Source organism: Flavobacterium algoritolerans, from assembly GCF_030010385.1.
Lineage (GTDB): Bacteria > Bacteroidota > Bacteroidia > Flavobacteriales > Flavobacteriaceae > Flavobacterium > Flavobacterium algoritolerans.
Window position 1 is genome coordinate 74,716 of record NZ_JASCRZ010000007.1, and the last position, 17,788, is coordinate 92,503.

The 17,788-nt window shown below is 30.5% G+C and carries 10 protein-coding genes; 9 read left to right on the plus strand and 1 reads right to left on the minus strand.

Going from position 1 to position 17,788, the window contains the following annotated elements:
- Positions 1-14: 14 nt before the first annotated feature.
- The 9 genes from QLS65_RS14020 to QLS65_RS14055 all read left to right on the plus strand — a co-directional run bounded on the left by QLS65_RS14020 (position 15) and on the right by QLS65_RS14055 (position 15,297).
- On the plus strand, positions 15-1,955 hold the full coding sequence (locus tag QLS65_RS14020) for an alpha/beta fold hydrolase (protein ID WP_282718436.1): 1,941 nt from the start codon (positions 15-17) through the stop codon (positions 1,953-1,955).
- Positions 1,956-2,432: 477 nt separating this feature from the next.
- Positions 2,433-4,931, plus strand: a complete 2,499-nt coding sequence (locus tag QLS65_RS14025; RefSeq protein ID WP_282718437.1) for an amino acid adenylation domain-containing protein — start codon at positions 2,433-2,435, stop codon at positions 4,929-4,931.
- A 7-nt stretch (positions 4,932-4,938) separates the two neighbouring features.
- Positions 4,939-9,534: a non-ribosomal peptide synthetase gene (locus QLS65_RS14030; protein ID WP_282718438.1), complete on the plus strand. Its 4,596-nt coding sequence runs from the start codon at positions 4,939-4,941 to the stop codon at positions 9,532-9,534.
- 393 nt (positions 9,535-9,927) lie between these two features.
- Positions 9,928-11,157 (plus strand): ABC-three component system protein, encoded by a 1,230-nt coding sequence (locus QLS65_RS14035; RefSeq protein WP_282718439.1) that lies wholly within the window; start codon positions 9,928-9,930, stop codon positions 11,155-11,157.
- Positions 11,154-11,606, plus strand: coding sequence for a three component ABC system middle component (locus QLS65_RS14040; protein WP_282718440.1), 453 nt, complete (start codon positions 11,154-11,156; stop codon positions 11,604-11,606). Before QLS65_RS14035 ends, QLS65_RS14040 begins: the two co-directional genes overlap by 4 nt.
- Positions 11,603-13,465, plus strand: a complete 1,863-nt coding sequence (locus QLS65_RS14045; RefSeq protein ID WP_282718441.1) for a DUF3732 domain-containing protein — start codon at positions 11,603-11,605, stop codon at positions 13,463-13,465. The genes QLS65_RS14040 and QLS65_RS14045 overlap by 4 nt, the downstream gene beginning before the upstream one ends.
- The gene (locus QLS65_RS14050; RefSeq protein WP_282718442.1) at positions 13,462-14,496 is read left to right on the plus strand and encodes a nucleoid-associated protein; all 1,035 of its coding nucleotides are present in this window, start codon (positions 13,462-13,464) and stop codon (positions 14,494-14,496) included. The genes QLS65_RS14045 and QLS65_RS14050 overlap by 4 nt, the downstream gene beginning before the upstream one ends.
- Positions 14,497-14,551: 55 nt before the next feature.
- Positions 14,552-14,794: an AAA family ATPase gene (locus QLS65_RS16195; protein ID WP_428831881.1), complete on the plus strand. Its 243-nt coding sequence runs from the start codon at positions 14,552-14,554 to the stop codon at positions 14,792-14,794.
- Positions 14,734-15,297: a hypothetical protein gene (locus tag QLS65_RS14055; protein ID WP_282718443.1), complete on the plus strand. Its 564-nt coding sequence runs from the start codon at positions 14,734-14,736 to the stop codon at positions 15,295-15,297. Before QLS65_RS16195 ends, QLS65_RS14055 begins: the two co-directional genes overlap by 61 nt.
- 509 nt (positions 15,298-15,806) lie before the next feature.
- Here QLS65_RS14055 and QLS65_RS14060 read toward each other — a convergent pair.
- Positions 15,807-17,537 carry a recombinase family protein gene (locus QLS65_RS14060; protein ID WP_282718444.1) on the minus strand — a complete coding sequence of 577 codons (1,731 nt, stop codon included), beginning with the start codon at positions 17,535-17,537 and terminating at the stop codon, positions 15,807-15,809.
- Positions 17,538-17,788: the final 251 nt, after the last annotated feature.

The window sequence follows — 17,788 nt, forward strand, 5'->3', positions numbered from 1 at the left end:
TAATTAAAAATAAAATGAAAAATTTCGTAAAACTATTTGTATTACTATGTCTGTTGCCAACTTGCATGTTTTCTCAAGTAAATAATTTTAAATTTGAAAAAACGACCTCATTTTTTCCCGAAGAAAAGAAAATTAATCAAGAGGCTGTAGAATGGGGGTATTTAATAGTTCCTGAAAATTGGGATAAGCCTGAAGGTAAAACAATTAAAATAGCCGTTGCCGTTTTAAAAAAAGAATCTAAAAATAGTAATTCAAATCCTGTCGTTTATATTTCAGGAGGACCAGGTGCAGGGGGAATTGAAGAAATATGGGGTTGGCTTAAGCATTCATTAAGGAAGAACAGCGATATTGTTTTGTTAGATGTCAGAGGAACTGGTTTTTCCTTTCCTAGACTTTGTCCAGACTTAGGAAAGAAATTTTTAGAAATACTTTCAAAAAATCAGAATAGTACAGAAGATGAAAGGGAAAAAGCAATTGCTGCAATCGCGTGTAAACAGGATTTAATAAACAGAAATATTGATATTAACGCCTATACTAGTAAATCGATTTCTAAAGATTTAGATGCTTTAAAAAAAGTTTTAAAGTATAGTAAATGGAATGTTTATAGTGTTTCTTATGGGACTTATACAGCTCAGGTTTATGCAAATGATTTTCCTCAAGATATTAAAACATTAATTCTAGATTCTTCAATTTCAGACATTTCTCAGTATTATAATCATAATACTTCAAATTACATGAATAGTCTTAAAAAAGTTTTCGAAGCATGTGAAAATGATCTTGTTTGTAATAAGCAATATCCCAATTTAGAAAATGTTTATTACAGTACAATTGAAAAGTTAGATAAAAATCCCATTACCGTTACAGTTGACAAGAAAATAATTCCAAGTGGAAAGTTTACCTATAACGTTGAAGATTTTAAAATTGCTATTCAACAATCGCTATATAATGAAAAATTAATAGAAGTATTACCTTTATTGATCACCGAATTTAATAAAGGCAACAAGAGTACTTTAAGTTCATTGGTGGTTGCTTTTTCGAGTGCTTTGGGATTAGATTACGGAGTTTATTATTCTGTGAGTTGTAATGAAGCTATTCCTAATAATTCAATTTTGGAGTTTGATAAAGATGGGCTTGCTTTTAATAAACTAAAGGGAGGTTTATCTTTTTATAAATCAGATTTTTCAGTTTGTAATGAATGGAATTTTGGAGTTGATCAGTCATCTAAGGTTATATATGATTTATCTAGGCTATCCACATTAACTGCACCAGTTTTAGTATTTTCAGGGGCATTTGATCCGATCACTCCACCTTCAAATGGTAAAGCCACTATGCGTAAGTTTAAAAATGGATTTTTAGTAAATGCTCTAGTTTCTGGTCATGCACCTAGTTTTTCTAAAATTGGAGCTAAAATTGTTGATGAATTTATAAACAATCCAGATCAGAATCCTAATGTTAAGGAATTCCAGTCAAATACTAAAGTTCATTTTGTTACAGATGTAAAGATTAACGGAGGAGTTTCTAAGTTTGCCAATAGTCTAAACGAATTCAATCTACTCTTTTTTGCTCCGTTTTTTATCGCTCTTATTATCTTATTGATTTCCATTTTTAATTTTTGTTATGGACTAATTAGAAACAGGAAAGATACAACTCAAAATAAGTTTATGAAGAGTTTAATTTTAATCACTTCTTTATTAGGTTTGTTTTCAATTGTTGGGTTCATTCTAGCTATAAGTAGTACTGCTCAAGACAATTTTTACATACTTGCTTTTGGGGTGTCAAATAAATTTGATTACTTGTTTATTATTCAGTGGATTTTTATAGTATTTATTATTATTTCAATATTTTATTTTGTGCTAAAAATTAAGTCTATTTCAAATAGAAGTGTTATTGCAACAATTTTATTCTCTTTATTGCTTATCGGTGTTTATTTTCAATATTGGGGCTTTTTGTTCTAGAAAAAATGTATGATTTTGTATTTTTATAAAGATCAGATTTTTATTGGAATTTGCAAGTTAGGTATCTACATGCTTTTCTTTTTAAACTTCTGTCACCTACTATGGTAAGTATCATCAAAAAAACTTCCCAATACGGTAGAAACAATATTCTTTAATATACTCTTCACAAAGCAACAGACGCGTTACACCGGTTCGATTAAGTTCCTTGTCAAACTACTTAATTATTAGTAGTTTGTGTGCTAGATGTGAAAGTCCATAATTTTTATATTTAAAATCCGTAATTTTTAGATGAAAGTTGCCGTTATTTTAGCATAAAAGCTATTATACTTAAATGTTAAAATTAATATTTAGATGATTTAAGGGATTGGACTTATGTTTTGCAGAAACATAGCAAAACAGCTTAAATAGCCTTAAATAATTTTTAAAGTGGTTATTAAATAAGGAAGTACAATAGAATGTAGGGGGTAATCAAGAAAAATGAGCGTGAAATTTATGGGTGAAAATTCGGAGTCAAAGAACATTAATTTAGTTTCAAGATATTGGAAGAAAAAGATGTTGAATAGAGAGGAAGTTCTTAGGATACAAGGTAAAGAGAGGAGTCTACCCTATGTTATTATTAATAGCATTGAATTAAAGTATTTTAATAGACTTACAAATAAAAATCGAATAGCTCAGTATACGGTTATAATTGCTATTTATTCATTTTTGTTAAAGAAACTTATCAATGAATTTGATGGTTATGTTGTTTCAAACTATAAAGATCAATGTAATTCTTTGCTTCTCTCGTTTCCTGTAGATTTAAAAATATCATTTAAAAAATATCTTCAAAAAGTAAAGCATGAAATTTTGGAGACATTAAAACATTCGGATTATAATAATGATCTTATATCTCAAAAAGTAGGTAGTAATGATTTAAATATCCTGTCGAGTTATGGCATAAATATCAACTCCGATTCTAAATTAGATTGTAATGGTATTTTTTTTAATGTAAAAATAAATGAGAATGAAGATATAGAAATTCATGCTTCTTATTTAGAAGGTTTTGTAAAAAAAATAATCGGTGAATATTTAGTTCAACATTTTAACCAGTTTATAATTAATTTAGAGAATAACATAGAACTTGATTTGTCAGAATATCCATTATTATCTGAAAAAGAAAAGAATAAACTATTAGTAGATTTTAATGGTACTGATGCAGCTTATCCGAATGATAAAACGATTGTAGATTTATTTGAAGAGCAAGTAGTAAAAACTCCAATAAATATTGCCATCGTATTTGAAGAATCGAAATTAACATATAAGGAACTTAACGAAAAGGTTAATCAGTTAGCCAATTATCTTTCTTCCAAATATAGCATAAATAGTGGTGATGTCATAGGTGTATTTTTACCTAAATCAGACATTGGAATCATTTCGCTATTAGCAATTTTAAAGTTAGGTGGCGTATATGTACCTATAGACACTAATTATCCTCAAGAAAGAATTGATTATTTAATAAAAGACAGTGGTTTAAAATTATTAATTGTTAATAGTGTCACTTTATACATTGATAATTGTAATACAGTAGTTATTAAATCAATCAATTTTGATTGTAATAGTAGTGATAATATCAAGAAAAAGATTTCATCCAAAGATTTAGCTTATATAATTTATACTTCAGGTTCTACAGGTTATCCAAAAGGAGTAATGGTAGAACATAATAGTACCATAAATATGTCTTTAGATCAAATCAGATCTTTTGAAATTGTCGAAACTGATAAAGTAGTATGGTTTGCTTCTGTTGCTTTTGATGCATCTATATCGGAGATTCTCATGAGTTTGTATAGTGGTGCTACGCTATGTATTCCTACAGAAGAAATAATTAAAGACAAGGATCAATTTATTAGCTTTTTAAAAGAAACAAAATCATCAGTAGTAACTTTACCACCAAGTTATTTAGGATTATTGTCAGAAAATGATATTTCAGGGATAAGATGTATCATTACAGCTGGTGAACCGGCTAATCCTACTAAAGCAATAGCTGCTGTAGAATCAAAAATTAATTATTATAATGCATACGGACCCACTGAATGTTCTGTTTGTGTGTCGATTTACAAGGTAACCAAAGAAGATCTTGATAAGTCAATAGTACCAATTGGCAATCCGATCTCCAACACCCAGATTTACATATTAGATGAATCATTAGAACCGCTACCTATTGGAGTTACGGGGAAGTTGTACATAGCAGGGGCAGGAGTAGCTAGAGGATATTTAAACAAGCCAGAACTTACGGCAGAGAAGTTTATTGAAAACCCATTTATTGAAAGCTCTCGAATGTATGATACTGGAGATTTGGGCAGATGGTTACCTGATGGAAACATTGAGTTTATAGGCAGGAAAGACCAGCAGGTGAAGATTAGAGGATTCAGGATTGAGCTTGGAGAGATCGAGAATGCCATTTTGCGGTATTCTCAGGATTTACAAAATGTAGTTGTGGAGGCAAAAGAAGTAAAAGAAGAAAAAGTATTAGTAGCTTATTTTACCTCTACCAAAAATATAGACAAATCAGCATTGCGACGTTTTCTGGAAGGCAAACTACTGGATTATATGATCCCTAATTTTTATGTTGAATTAGAAACGTTACCGTTAACTCCCAATGGAAAAATAGATCGAAAAACATTACCGAGTGTAGCTGGAGGAGATCTAATCAGAGAAGAATATGTAGCTCCGGGAAATGAGATAGAAGAAACATTGGTTGCCATATGGAAAGAAGTATTAGGAATAGAAAAAATAGGTGTTACTGATAATTTCTTTGAGTTAGGAGGTCATAGTTTAACTGCGATGGTAATTGTGAAAAAAATTATTAAGGAATTTGATATAGAAATTTCTACAAGAGATTTTTTTTTAAAAAAAGATATAAAGGGTATAGCGGCTATAATTAATGAAAAAGAATGGTTAAATACCAAGATTGATTTTAAAAATGAAATAATTATATAATTATATAATGAGAGAGTTAATAGATAGGCTTAGAGAAAATAAAATTCATATTTCTTTAGAAAATAAAAATCTAAAATTAAAATTTGATGATGAGTTGATTCCAAGTTCAATTTTAGAGGAGATAAAAAAAAATAAAGGACAAATTATAGAGTTCTTAAAAAATAATATAAAATCGAACAATATTTATACGCCCATCCCTAAATCCGCAGAAGCTGTATCCTATCCATTGGCAGCTTCTCAGGGTAGGTTATGGATATTGAGTCAGTTGGAAGGCGGTTCCCTGGCGTATAATATGCCGGCGGCTTTAAGGCTAACTGGAGTTGTTGATGTCAATAAATTTGAAGAGTCGTTTAGACGATTAATCGATCGTCATGAAATCCTAAGAACTTGCGTTAAAACAAATGAAGAAGGGGATATTAGACAATATATTATACCTAGAAAACAAGTAAACTTTAAGATCGCAAAGGAAGACTATAGTTCAGTAGAGAATCAAGAGGAAGCCATTGCCAGTTATTTACAAGAAAAAAACAGCGAACCTTTTGATTTAGAGCAAGCTCCACTAGTAAGAGCATCCTTGATCAAGTTACAAAAGGAAGAATATGTATTTTTCTTATCTTTGCATCATATCATTGGAGATGGATGGTCAATAGGGCTATTAATATCAGAGGTTGTAAAAACGTATAATGCGTTAATACAAGGAAAAAAAATTAATTTGGCTGATTTAAGAATTCAGTATAAAGACTATGCCGTATGGCTTAATACGGCAATACAGCAAGAGAAACAGCAAGCATCAGAACAGTATTGGTTACAACAATTTGAAGGAGAACTGCCGGTATTGGACTTACCGAGTTTTAAAATACGACCATTAATTCAAACCTATACTGGAGACAATATAACTCATCACTTTTCAAAATTATTTTTAGAGAAGGTAAAGACCTTTTCAAAAGAGCAAGATGTTACTTTATTTATGACCTTAATGGCAGGAATAAATACTTTGTTGCATAGATATACAGGTCAATATGATATTATAATTGGTACTCCAATAGCAGGAAGGGATCATCCTGATTTAGAAAATCAGCTGGGTTTGTATTTGAATACGCTTGCTATACGAACCCAATTTAAAGAAGGGAATAGTTTTTTAGATTTAGTAGCAGCCCAAAAAGAAACTTTATTAGGGGCTTACGAACATCAAAGTTATTCATTTGATGCATTAGTAGGAAAATTGAATTTAAAAAGAGATGCCAGCCGTTCTGTTTTATTTGATGTTTTGGTGGTTTTGCAAAACCATGGGCATTTAAATAATCTTAATAATGAAGAATTAATAAGCCTTGAAGTAAGTGATTACAATTTTAAGATCAAGACTTCTAAATTTGACATCAGTTTTGCTTTTGCTGAAACAGAAGGCCTAGACTTAACAATTGAATACAATACGGATATTTATGATGGTTATTTGATAGAAAGAATGTTTACTCATTTTGAGCATCTTATTATAGAATCATTAGAACATCCTGAAGCACTTATTCAAGAAGTAGATTACTTAACCAAAGAAGAAAAGCATCAATTATTGGTTGATTTTAATGATACAGATGTTGCTTACCCGAAGGATAAGACTATAGTTGATTTATTTGAAGAGCAGGTCTTGAGAACGCCAAATAATGTAGCTGTCCTATTTGAAGAAACTGAGCTGACGTATCAAGAACTTAACGAAAAGGCTAACCAATTAGCTAATTATCTAAGAGAGACTTATACTATTGAACCGGATGATTTAGTAGGGATAAAATTGGATAGAAGCGATGTGTTTATTATAAGTTTAATTGGAATATTAAAATCAGGAGCGGCATATGTCCCAATTGATAAGAATTATCCATCTGCGAGGAAAGAATATCTTAAAAAAAATAGTAACTATAGGCTGGTAGTAAATGAAGAAGAATATCATAAGTTTATTAATCATCGAAAAATATATCCAACGCTAAATATTGATAAAATAAATGATAGCAGAAATTTGGCATATGTGATTTACACTTCAGGTTCGACAGGTTTACCTAAAGGAATTATGATGGAACATCAAAGTTTAAAGAACTTAATTGTATTTCATAATGATCAATTTAGCGTTGGGGAAGTTAGAAATGTTCTTCAGTTCACAAGTATAAGTTTTGATGTTTCATTTCAAGAGATATTTTCAACTTTAACGATTGGAGCTACTTTATTCCCAATCTCGGAAACGCAAAAGAAAGATATAGATGAGATAGGAAATTTTATAAAAAACAATAAAATTGAGACTGTTTTTTTGCCAACAGCATATTTTAAAATGTTGATAGAGAATCGTTCTTTTTTAGATATTATTAATAAATGTTTAAAGAATATCATAGTTGCTGGGGAGCAATTAATATTAAATCAAGATGTTATAGATATTATAAAATTTTCAGAATTTAAATTGCACAATCATTATGGACCAGCTGAAACACATGTTGTTTCGACATGCGTTTTAAAAAAAGAAAGCAACATAATTAGTAAAATTCCACATATTGGCAGTCCAATATCCAACACCCAGATTTACATATTAGATGAATTATTAGAACCGTTACCTATTGGGGTATTGGGGAAGTTGTATATATCAGGAACAGGAGTAGCTCGAGGATATCTAAACAATCCGGAACTTACCGCAGAGAAGTTTATTGCAAATCCTTTTATAGAAGGCTCTCGAATGTATGATACGGGAGATTTGGGCAGATGGTTACCTGATGGGAATATTGAGTTTATGGGCAGGAAAGACTACCAGGTCAAGATTAGAGGTTTTAGAATAGAGCTAGGTGAGATAGAGAATGCTATTATGCAGTATTCAGAGGAATTAAAGCAAGTGATAGTAGAGTTTAAAGAAGTGAATAAGGAGAAAGCATTGGTGGCTTATTTTACGTCTAGAGTAAAGATAGATAAATCGGAATTACGTCATTTTCTAGAAGGCAAACTACCGGATTACATGGTTCCCAGTTTTTATATAGAATTAGAAGAATTACTGTTAACTCCCAATGGAAAAATAGATCGAAAAGCATTACCGAGTGTAGCTGGAGAAGATCTTATCAGAAAAGAATATTTAGCACCGAGAAATAAGATAGAAGAAAGTTTAGTTGCTATATGGCAGGAAGTGTTAGCAATAGAAAAAATAGGTATAACCGATAATTTCTTTGAGTTAGGTGGGCATTCATTGCTTGCAACTAGGCTAGTGTCAGCCATTCAAAAGCAAGGTTATTCTATCAGTTTACAGGATGTTTTCAATGCTGATACATTGGGTGATCTTGCAATTCAATTAGATTCCTGCGTTTTATCTTTTGAAGAAAAGTTAAATGCACTAATTAATGAGAACGATGGAATTTTATCAGGAAGAATGATTAAAGGGGCATCTCATTCCGATGTATTGAAGGAACGGAATGATTATTATGAGAACTATGTTAATCGTTCTTTTGAGAAGAATATGAAGGTGTCTAACAACTACAATCATATACTACTGTTAGGTACTACAGGATATTTGGGAATACATCTTCTTCACGATTTACTTCAAAATGGAGGGCAACAGATTACCATTATTATAAGACCCGAAAAATACCAATCGGCAAATGAACGAATGGAGGCCATGTATCAGTATTATTTTGAGCAATCACTATCTTCCCATCTAAACCAACTCCATATATTAGAAGGAGATATTACTGATGAGAGGTTTGGATTAACTGAAGAAATATACTTGACGTTACAAAATAAAGTAGATGCAATATTGAACTCAGCGGCTTATACGAAGCACTATGGAAATCAAACCATCTTTGATAAAGTTAATGTAGGGTTAATTCAGCATATGATTGTTTTTGTGCAAAATCAATCATGCAAAGCAGCCATTCATCATGTTTCAACAATGGGGATAATAGGTGTGCCAGGAGATAATAAAAAAGATATTTTCACGGAATTAGATATTGACAAAGGGCAATTGTTAAGTACGACATATCAAGTTAGTAAGCTAACCGCCGAGAAAATGCTAGATGAAGCTAGGGCAAATGGGTTGACGGTTAGTATTTATCGTGTTGGTAATCTTACATTTCATTCTAAAACGGGAAAATTCCAAGCTAACCCTCAAGATAATGCTTTTTATACCATTCTTAAGGCATTCATAGAGATTGGTGTAATGCCAAAATTAGATAGTGGTTTTGATATCTCCTGCATCGATTGGATATCAGAGATAATAATAACAATGATGGATAAAAAAGAATTATTAAACCTTAATTGGCAGATTCAAGATCCAGCAAAATTGTCTAATGAGCTTTTTGCTCAAACTGCTAATAAATATGGTTTCGGAATCAAAGTAATAAACTATATAGACTTTCTTAAGTTTATTCGTGATAATTACTCACGGTTTGAGGAAGCAATTGATAATGTGGTATTACATACGGGTATTTTGAATGGTCAAAAAAGTATTGAGACATTCTATGTAAGAAACGATTTAACTAATCTTGTCATGCAAATGCTAGAATTAGTTTGGGATAACCCAAATGAGTTCTCCGTTAGCAATATGATTGGTCATGCCACTCAATCAGGTTTCTTTAAAAAGAACTTGCCATAATAGAAAGGCAAGATGTTATTATACTTTAAGACTATGGACTACAGTCTATTAGATAGTTACAGCCGAATTACCCTTTTAGAGACTAGTGATCACAGTATTTAATCTGACACATGACTTTTAGTAAAAGAATTAATACTTTATATTTCTAAATTTTTTTTGCATCCACGTATTTAATTAGTTTAAAGAATCTAAATATTTGAGGGAAACAAATATAAAATCTTACACAAAGCAGTAAAGCGTTATTTCAATTTATTATGAACTGTAATTTTAACATTTCGAAAGCAGAAATCCAAACATGAATGAAATAATCTCATTTTTTTTTTTTTTAAGTTAATAAAAAAAGTACTATTTTTAAAATGTTTTCTAGTTTGAAATTTGATCTTCTATTTGCAAATGATATCCTATACTTTAAAAATTCATACCGAACATACTGCAGGTCCTCAACTCATTGGATTTGATTATCAGCTTTTTTATTTTTTATATCTATCCCTTGATTTAGATCCCGGAGAAAAACTTGGGTTCGAGATCCTAGATGATATTCATATTGAATTTCCTAACGGAAATATTGAGTTACTTCAACTGAAGCATACAACACAAACAAATGGATCTGGTGAGAAAATAAATCTAACAGAAAGAGATTCTGATTTATGGAAAACAATATCCAATTGGATTGCATTTGTGAACGTAGCAGAGGATGCTGAAAAATATATTTTAAACACTTCATTTACTATTGTTACCAATAAATCCATTGATAGTAATGGTTTTCTAAAAAACCTTGCAAAACTCCAAGTTGGCGAGCTTGACATAAAGCAAATGAATGGGTACATCTTAGATTTGTTTTCAGGAACCACTGACAAGGTTTTAAAAGAAAAGATAAATCAATTAATAAAGTTGAAACAAAAAGTAAAAAAAAGTTTTTTATGTAAGATTAAGGTAGTGTCGGATCAGGAAAATATTATCTCACTAATAAAGGGCAGGATTCATAAATTAATCAGAAGGCCTGAGAGAATTGATGATGTTTTTAATGCTTTTTACACAAATATCCAAGTTGATAAATTTTTAACTATTGCCGGGAGAGAAAAGTTTAGTATCACTTTTGAAGATTTTTCAAACAAATACAAAACTTGTTTTGATTTTGCATATGCTTCTAATAATCTCCCAATTAGAAACCTGCCATTAATTTTTCCTGATGATTTAAAGGAGCAGTTGTTTATAAAACAACTAATTGAAATAGGTGAAACTGATCAAGACGAAGAAATTTTAAATTATACCACAGCGATGCTAAAATTCTTTAATCAGCTTAAAGACTGGGTAAATGAAGGTGATCTACTAGAAACTGATAAATCAAATTTGGATAAAGACGCAATTATTACGTGGCAAAGAATTTTTAAAGAAAAATATAGGGAAATCAAGAAAAGAATAACAACTGGAGCAGCCCTTGAAGATCTAGAGGAAGAGATAAAAGAATGTGCAATTGCATGTGTCAATGAAATGCGAAGAGAAAAATTAAATATTAAGAGCAACGAACTAACGGAAGAATTTAGTAACGGTCAATTTTACCTGCTTTCAAACGAGCCTGTAATCGGATGGCATATCGATTGGGAAAAGAAATACAAACTATGAGTAAAAGCTATTATGTGTACAATAATGAGGCAATTGCGTCACTGGTGCTAGAAAAGACATTACGGCTCTTAAATGAGATTGAGATATCAAGGTTTTTACTTATTTTACCTATTCTTCTCGAAGATAGGATTATTGTTAAATTGCGGACAAGTAATTTTTCCAATTTTGAGGAGTTGCTTCGCAAACATCCCACACTTTTTGCCAATTTCAATGACCGGTATCTTGACCTTTTGCCAATTTCTATTAATTCATTAACACTTCTTAAAGAAATGGGAGTTTTGATGACAAGTAAAAATAGAATTTTTTATAATTCAAACTATCAGCAGTTGTCACAATCAGCATCAAGTAATAGATTAGAGAGCATTGCAGGCCAACTTGAAAATTTTGTCAGTCTGACTGCAGGCTATGAAACCAATACGTTATATAAAATTTTAAAAATTAGATTATGAAATTTAGGCTCAACAATATTAAGCTATGGTTCAAAAATGAATCAAAGCCCATAATCTATAAGTTTCTTCCCAATAAAATCAATGTTATCACAGGAGATGCAACAACTGGTAAAACAAGTTTTCTAAGTGTTATTGATTATTGCATGCTATCAAATAAAAATAGGATCATTGAAAAAACAATAAATGAAAATGTTTCGTGGTATTTAATTGATTTTCAGATTAATGAAAATAATTTTATTATAGCTAGAAAAGGTGCAAACAGTGGAACCGTATCATCTGAAATTTATTTTTCCCAAACTGGAGAGTATCCTGAATTTCCATATGCCAATACTACAATTGATGAACTAAAAGAAATACTAAATACAGAATTTGGCATATCTACTTCTGAAGATTACCTTTTAAGTAATTTAAAAACCTTTAGTTACAAACAATTTTTGCTTTTCACATCTATATCGGCTGATATCATTATTACCACAAATAATTATTTCGATAAAAGTTTTTACGAAATCGATAATGATGAGACTCTTGAGCAAATATTGCTTATGGCTATTGGTGTTGACAGAATGGAAAATATGAAAAACAGGAAGAAATTAGATAGTTTAAATAAAGAAATCTCCAGTATTACAAGACGGATCAAAGCTGAACGGAGAAAAAAAGAAGATATAGATTTAAGCTTATTTTCTCTAGTGCGGGAATGCAAGGAAAATAATTTGCTAAGCCCGGATTTTGAAACCACACCAATCGAAGCTCCAGGTATCTTAAACAGAATAGTCGAGGAGTATACAGTGTTGGCTGATAACGAGAAAACGTTTTCCGCAATTGACGCTTTAAATAGGCAAAAAAGAGAAATAATTCGCAAAATAAATTCAATCGAAGGCTACGAAAAAGAAATTGCTGATTACAATAAAAATCTCTCTAGTTATGAGGATAGCTTAAAACCTATTGAATACATTAATGAAAATTTTAATGAGATTATAAAATCCCATGAGGTTTTACTCTTTGTGGGTGAGCTTGAAAAATCGTTGGTAGATATAAAACGAAGCTATCTTAAATCAGATTTTAAAACATTCACTCTTCAAGAAGATCTAGACGAATTAAAAAAAGAACAGCAGAAAATTGCAAAAGAAATAACTGATCTTCCTAAAATTAAACCCACGTTTTCAAACGAAGCTACAAAATACATTTTTGTTGGTACTATCAAACAAAGGCTTGCTCATATTGAAGAGCAGAAAAATAATATTACTAACACCGACATAAAGGAGTTAGAGCGGCTTGTGAAAGAATCTGAAGTACTAGAGGCACTAATAAATGACATTGAAAGTACAAAATATGTGATGAGCGAAGAACTTGACAAAGCCATACAAAGGAATTATGACCTTGTCAATTCAATGCCAAATTATAACGATTATAAAATCCGTTTTTCAATTGAAGATAAATTCTTGAAATTGAAAAGCCCTTTGGAACTTTTCGAAATTGAGACTGTCGGCAGCTCATCTAATTATATGTTCTTGCATCTCTGTTTTTATCTGGGATTGCATGAACATATGATAAAAAAAGAACAAAAACATGTGCCTCAGTTTTTATTTATTGATCAACCCAGTTTCCCTTACTACTCAGGTGAGGGAGATGTGAAAAATAACGATAAGGATAAACTTTTAGATGCCTTCAGTCTTCTCAATTCATTTTTAAAATATGTTGTCGAAGAACTTAAAAATGAGTTCCAGATTTTTATGGTCGAGCATGCTCCAAAAGAATATTGGGAGCAAAATAATATGGAATACTTTCATACTGTTGCAGAATTTACAGATGGTAACGGTATGGTACCTTTATACGTTCAGTCAAATAATAAACCTTTATGAAGATTTCAATAGAACATATTAAAAACTTAGTAATTCATTACGTCGGAAATAAATCAAGAGGAGAGGGTGTTAAATTCTCGCAAGTTGAGACAAACTTTCAGAATGCTGAAGCAAGTATTTTACAGCAGGCAAAAAATGCCTTTAGTTTTGACCAATTTCATGAATTTTTTTACACCCATAATATAAGCCTTAATCCTTTATATAGTTTTGCCGAAACACTATTTTCCGATAATGAAAGATTAATTGAAGTATCCCAAAGTATTGTGAGCCATCTTTACGATCAAAGTACCCATGCTAAGATAAAGGATGGAGAATTATATATATTATATTTTAAAGACTGTTTGGTACAAGATGAAATCACAGATGCAATTGGTATTTTTAAATCGGAAAATAAAGATTTTTTTTTAATGGTAAATCAGATGCCTGATGGTTTCGAAATCGAAACTTTACAGGGAATGAACATTAATAAGCTAGATAAGGGTTGCATCATTTTCAATACAAATAAAGAAAATGGATACTTAGTATCAGTGGTAGACAATACAAACAAAACTAATGAAGCACAATATTGGATAAATGACTTCCTTCATGTACGCCCAAGAAAAGATGGTTTTTACAATACACAAAATGCAATGTCACTATGCAAAAAATTTATTAGTGAAGAACTTCCTGCTAAATTCAATATATCCAAAACTGAACAGGCTGATTATATGAATAAGTCTGTAGATTTCTTTAAAGAGGAAAATGTTTTTGAGATAGAAGACTTTTCTAAAAAGGTTATCGATGACTCTGAAATTAGTGAAAGTTTTAAAAGCTATAAAAGCAGATTTGAAAAAGAGCAAGGTCTTGAGATTGCAGATAATTTTTTAATATCTGAAACCGCTACAAAAAAACAATCACGAATTTTTAAAAGTGTTTTGAAGTTAGATAAAAATTTTCACATCTATATACACGGGGACAAAGAGTTAATAGAAAAAGGCATTGATAAAGGTGGTAAGAAATTCTATAAGATTTATTATAAGGAAGAAAGTTAGTATTAAAATCAGGTTGAAAGTTAATTTATTTCTGTAAAAATTTTAAAAATTTTAAATGTATTTAGCAACAATTAATATAAAAAATTACAAAGGAGTTTCGTCGCTTTCGATCAACTTCGATCCAAAGTTAAATATTATTATAGGCGAAAATGGCTGTCGTAAAACTGCCATCATAGATGCAATTAGGTTGATGTACAATTTGGGTAACCAAAAAAAGGACATACTTCAAGAAGTTCATTGTCAAAAGTATATTATGGAGAATTATATTGGGCTGACAATATACCAACTGCTCTTTTAAATCATAAAGACTTGCCTTTAGAAAGTGAAGAAGAAGTTGGACATATGATAACACCATTTGACATAGTACATTATCCTGCAAAATATAAAAAAGAGGATATAAATAAAGTTGTTCATATTCAAAAGAAAAAAAGAATTTCTTTTGAATTTGAACAAGCGCTCACTGATTATTTATGGGAAAGTAATTCAAAAGTAATTCCATCAATTAGTTCAACCATTCCAAATACAAAAATTGGAAAACAAATGGGTCTAAGAGCTGATACTAAAAATCTTCAAATACTAGATAAAAATAATATTCTTGCACACAAATCTTATAATTTTGAGGAAGATTATTATTCTCAAAATTTTGAGTATTTTAGAACTGAGTTATTGTTAGAATATATGCATACTAATAATTACTTACTAGTATATCAAGTTAAACAACATACTTATGACAGGAATTCTGGTGATGGAACTGGAGATTTCAGAGGAATGAGATTTTTTCTATCATTATTAAACAAATAGTTTTATATCGTCATAAACCTACGAAGCGTATTAGAAACTTCTATAGTTAAAAATTAGATATTTTTTAAAACATAAAAAACAGACTCAAATCAATGTGGTAGAAAAGGTATTAGATCCAATTTGGATTTGTAAGCATAAAATAGAGACAAAGTTAAAGGTAGCTTTCATGATTAAAATTTCTTTTTATTAGCACCCACAATAGCTTATATTAAAGTCGTCTTATTTATTTAAGTTTTTTCATTAATGCCTTATTTAATTAAGTTTGTGTTACAAAATATCCTCAAAACAGTCGGCTAAGAGTTTTAAATCTTCTAATAAAAGGTTCGAATTTTGTCCTGCAAGGTCACTTGAGGGGATAATCAATTTTGATTATCCCCTTTTTTATTTGGTTCAACTTATTGATTTTAAATTAGTTGTATAGTTGTTTTTAAAATTTTTACTGGTTCGATAATTTTGATTCGTAAAGATCATTTTAAAGAAAATGTGAAAATAGATAATAACAACAATGATTAGAGGTTCGATATCCCCTTGCGGGGTTCTATCAACTCTGATATATTTTGAACATCTTGTTTTGAATATAATTTAGTAAATGTATACAGGAAATCAAGTATTTCTTTTGCCTGTGCTACGGTTGTCTCGATGCCATTTTTTTTCAATATTTTCATTACCTGATTGATGGAGACTTTTCTATCAGAGAAAACTCTGGGCTTACTATTTGAAATTTGACCAATGGTTTTGGTGTTTATAAAATTAGTACTGGTAATATATTTATCACTATAAGTAGTTATCATGGATATAGCGTGATTTATATGTAAGTGATTTAATTTCTTTGTTAGTGGGTCGAACGAAAGAGGTGTAAATAACTCGATGATATATTGTTTACCAGCTATATCTTGGCTCTTATACAATGTTAAAACATTTTTTTTACCATCTTTTAGATCTTTAATGTTTTTACCAGTATTGCAGTTATTAAGACTTTCACTTACAAGTGTAAGCCGATCACTAAGGAAATTCATCACTTGTTTGTATTCTGTTTTTAAATCCTTAAAATCTTCAAAATCAATTTCATTCTGAATGAAATGCCTCCTTGCCTTTGATATTATAAGCTCTTGATCCGAGATCTCTTTAAGAATCTTTTTTTGTTCATTTATACATTCCCGTTTTACAGTCAAAATATTTTCATCCTCCAAAACAAGTTCAAGCAATTCATAAACTTCTGGTTTAATGTTTATTTTTTTTAATAGTTCCTCATATTCAAAGTCCAAAATATAAGTTCTTATACGTGCTTTACACTTTCTAACTGCACAATGGTAATATTGGTACTTTGCATATCTTCCAGTCGATGTACTTCCAGTTAATGGCTTGTTACAATATGGACAGGTTAAAAACCCTCTCAAGAGGAAAACCGGTTTCATTTTTTGCTTAAACGAATTTTTTGTTCGTCGACTGTTTAGCAGGCATTGAACTTCTTTAAAAAGCTTCTCTGAAATAAGAGGCTCATGTAGACCTTCTACAAAATATTCTTCCTCCATTTTGTATGCAGGTACAAAGACTAATCCACAATACAGTGGGTTGTGCAGAACCTTCCAAAAATTATTCCTGCCACAGATAAGTCCTTTGAGGTTAGCCATTCTTCTGATATAGCTAATTGTAAATTTACCTTTAGAATATTCTTCAAATGACCAGCGGATATAATCAGCTTCAGGATGCTTGGGTATAATAATCTTTTTGCCATCAGGAGCAACCTTGTTTATATAACCCATTGGTGCTTTTCCCGGCCATCTGCCCATTTTTCTCGCTCTTCTTATACCATCAGATGTATTTAGCCCTCGTCTGCTATTCTCTGCTTCCGGAATTGATAAATACATGGCAAGCATTACGGTACTTTCAGGAACCTCAAAATCGATTACCTGATCAATAGCCATGGCTTGAGTATTCAGTCCTCTTAGTATCCCGATCATTTGATAAGCATATTCGATGTTACGGCTAAAACGATCCCATTTAACAAATAGAATATTTTCTGGTGGGCGATGTTTATTTTTCTTTATTGTTTTAATAAGGTTTCTCCATTCTGGTCTGTTGAAATCCTTGGCTGAAAAATCTTCTCTAAAAATTCCCTTAACCGTTATTTGGTTCATTGCACAGAATTTTAATAAACGATCTTCTTGTTCAATCAGAGAAAACCCCTTTCTTTTTTGTTCGTCAGTACTTACTCTGACATATAAATAAGCATTTTTCATAACAAAAATTGTGTAGTGATTACTTTATTTACTTTTATTAGGGAGCATGTTTACGTATCTCATTTGCTTATTATATATTTACGAAAACAATAAGGTTTTGGATAAATTAACAGCTAGATATTAGTGATATTAATTATAAATATATAGGTATAAATACGTAGTGATTGATTTTTGTGAATCGATATATTTGTAAGAACAATGTGGTTTTCCGTAAAAAAGATTCATATTAAAGAATGATATTTGAATTATCT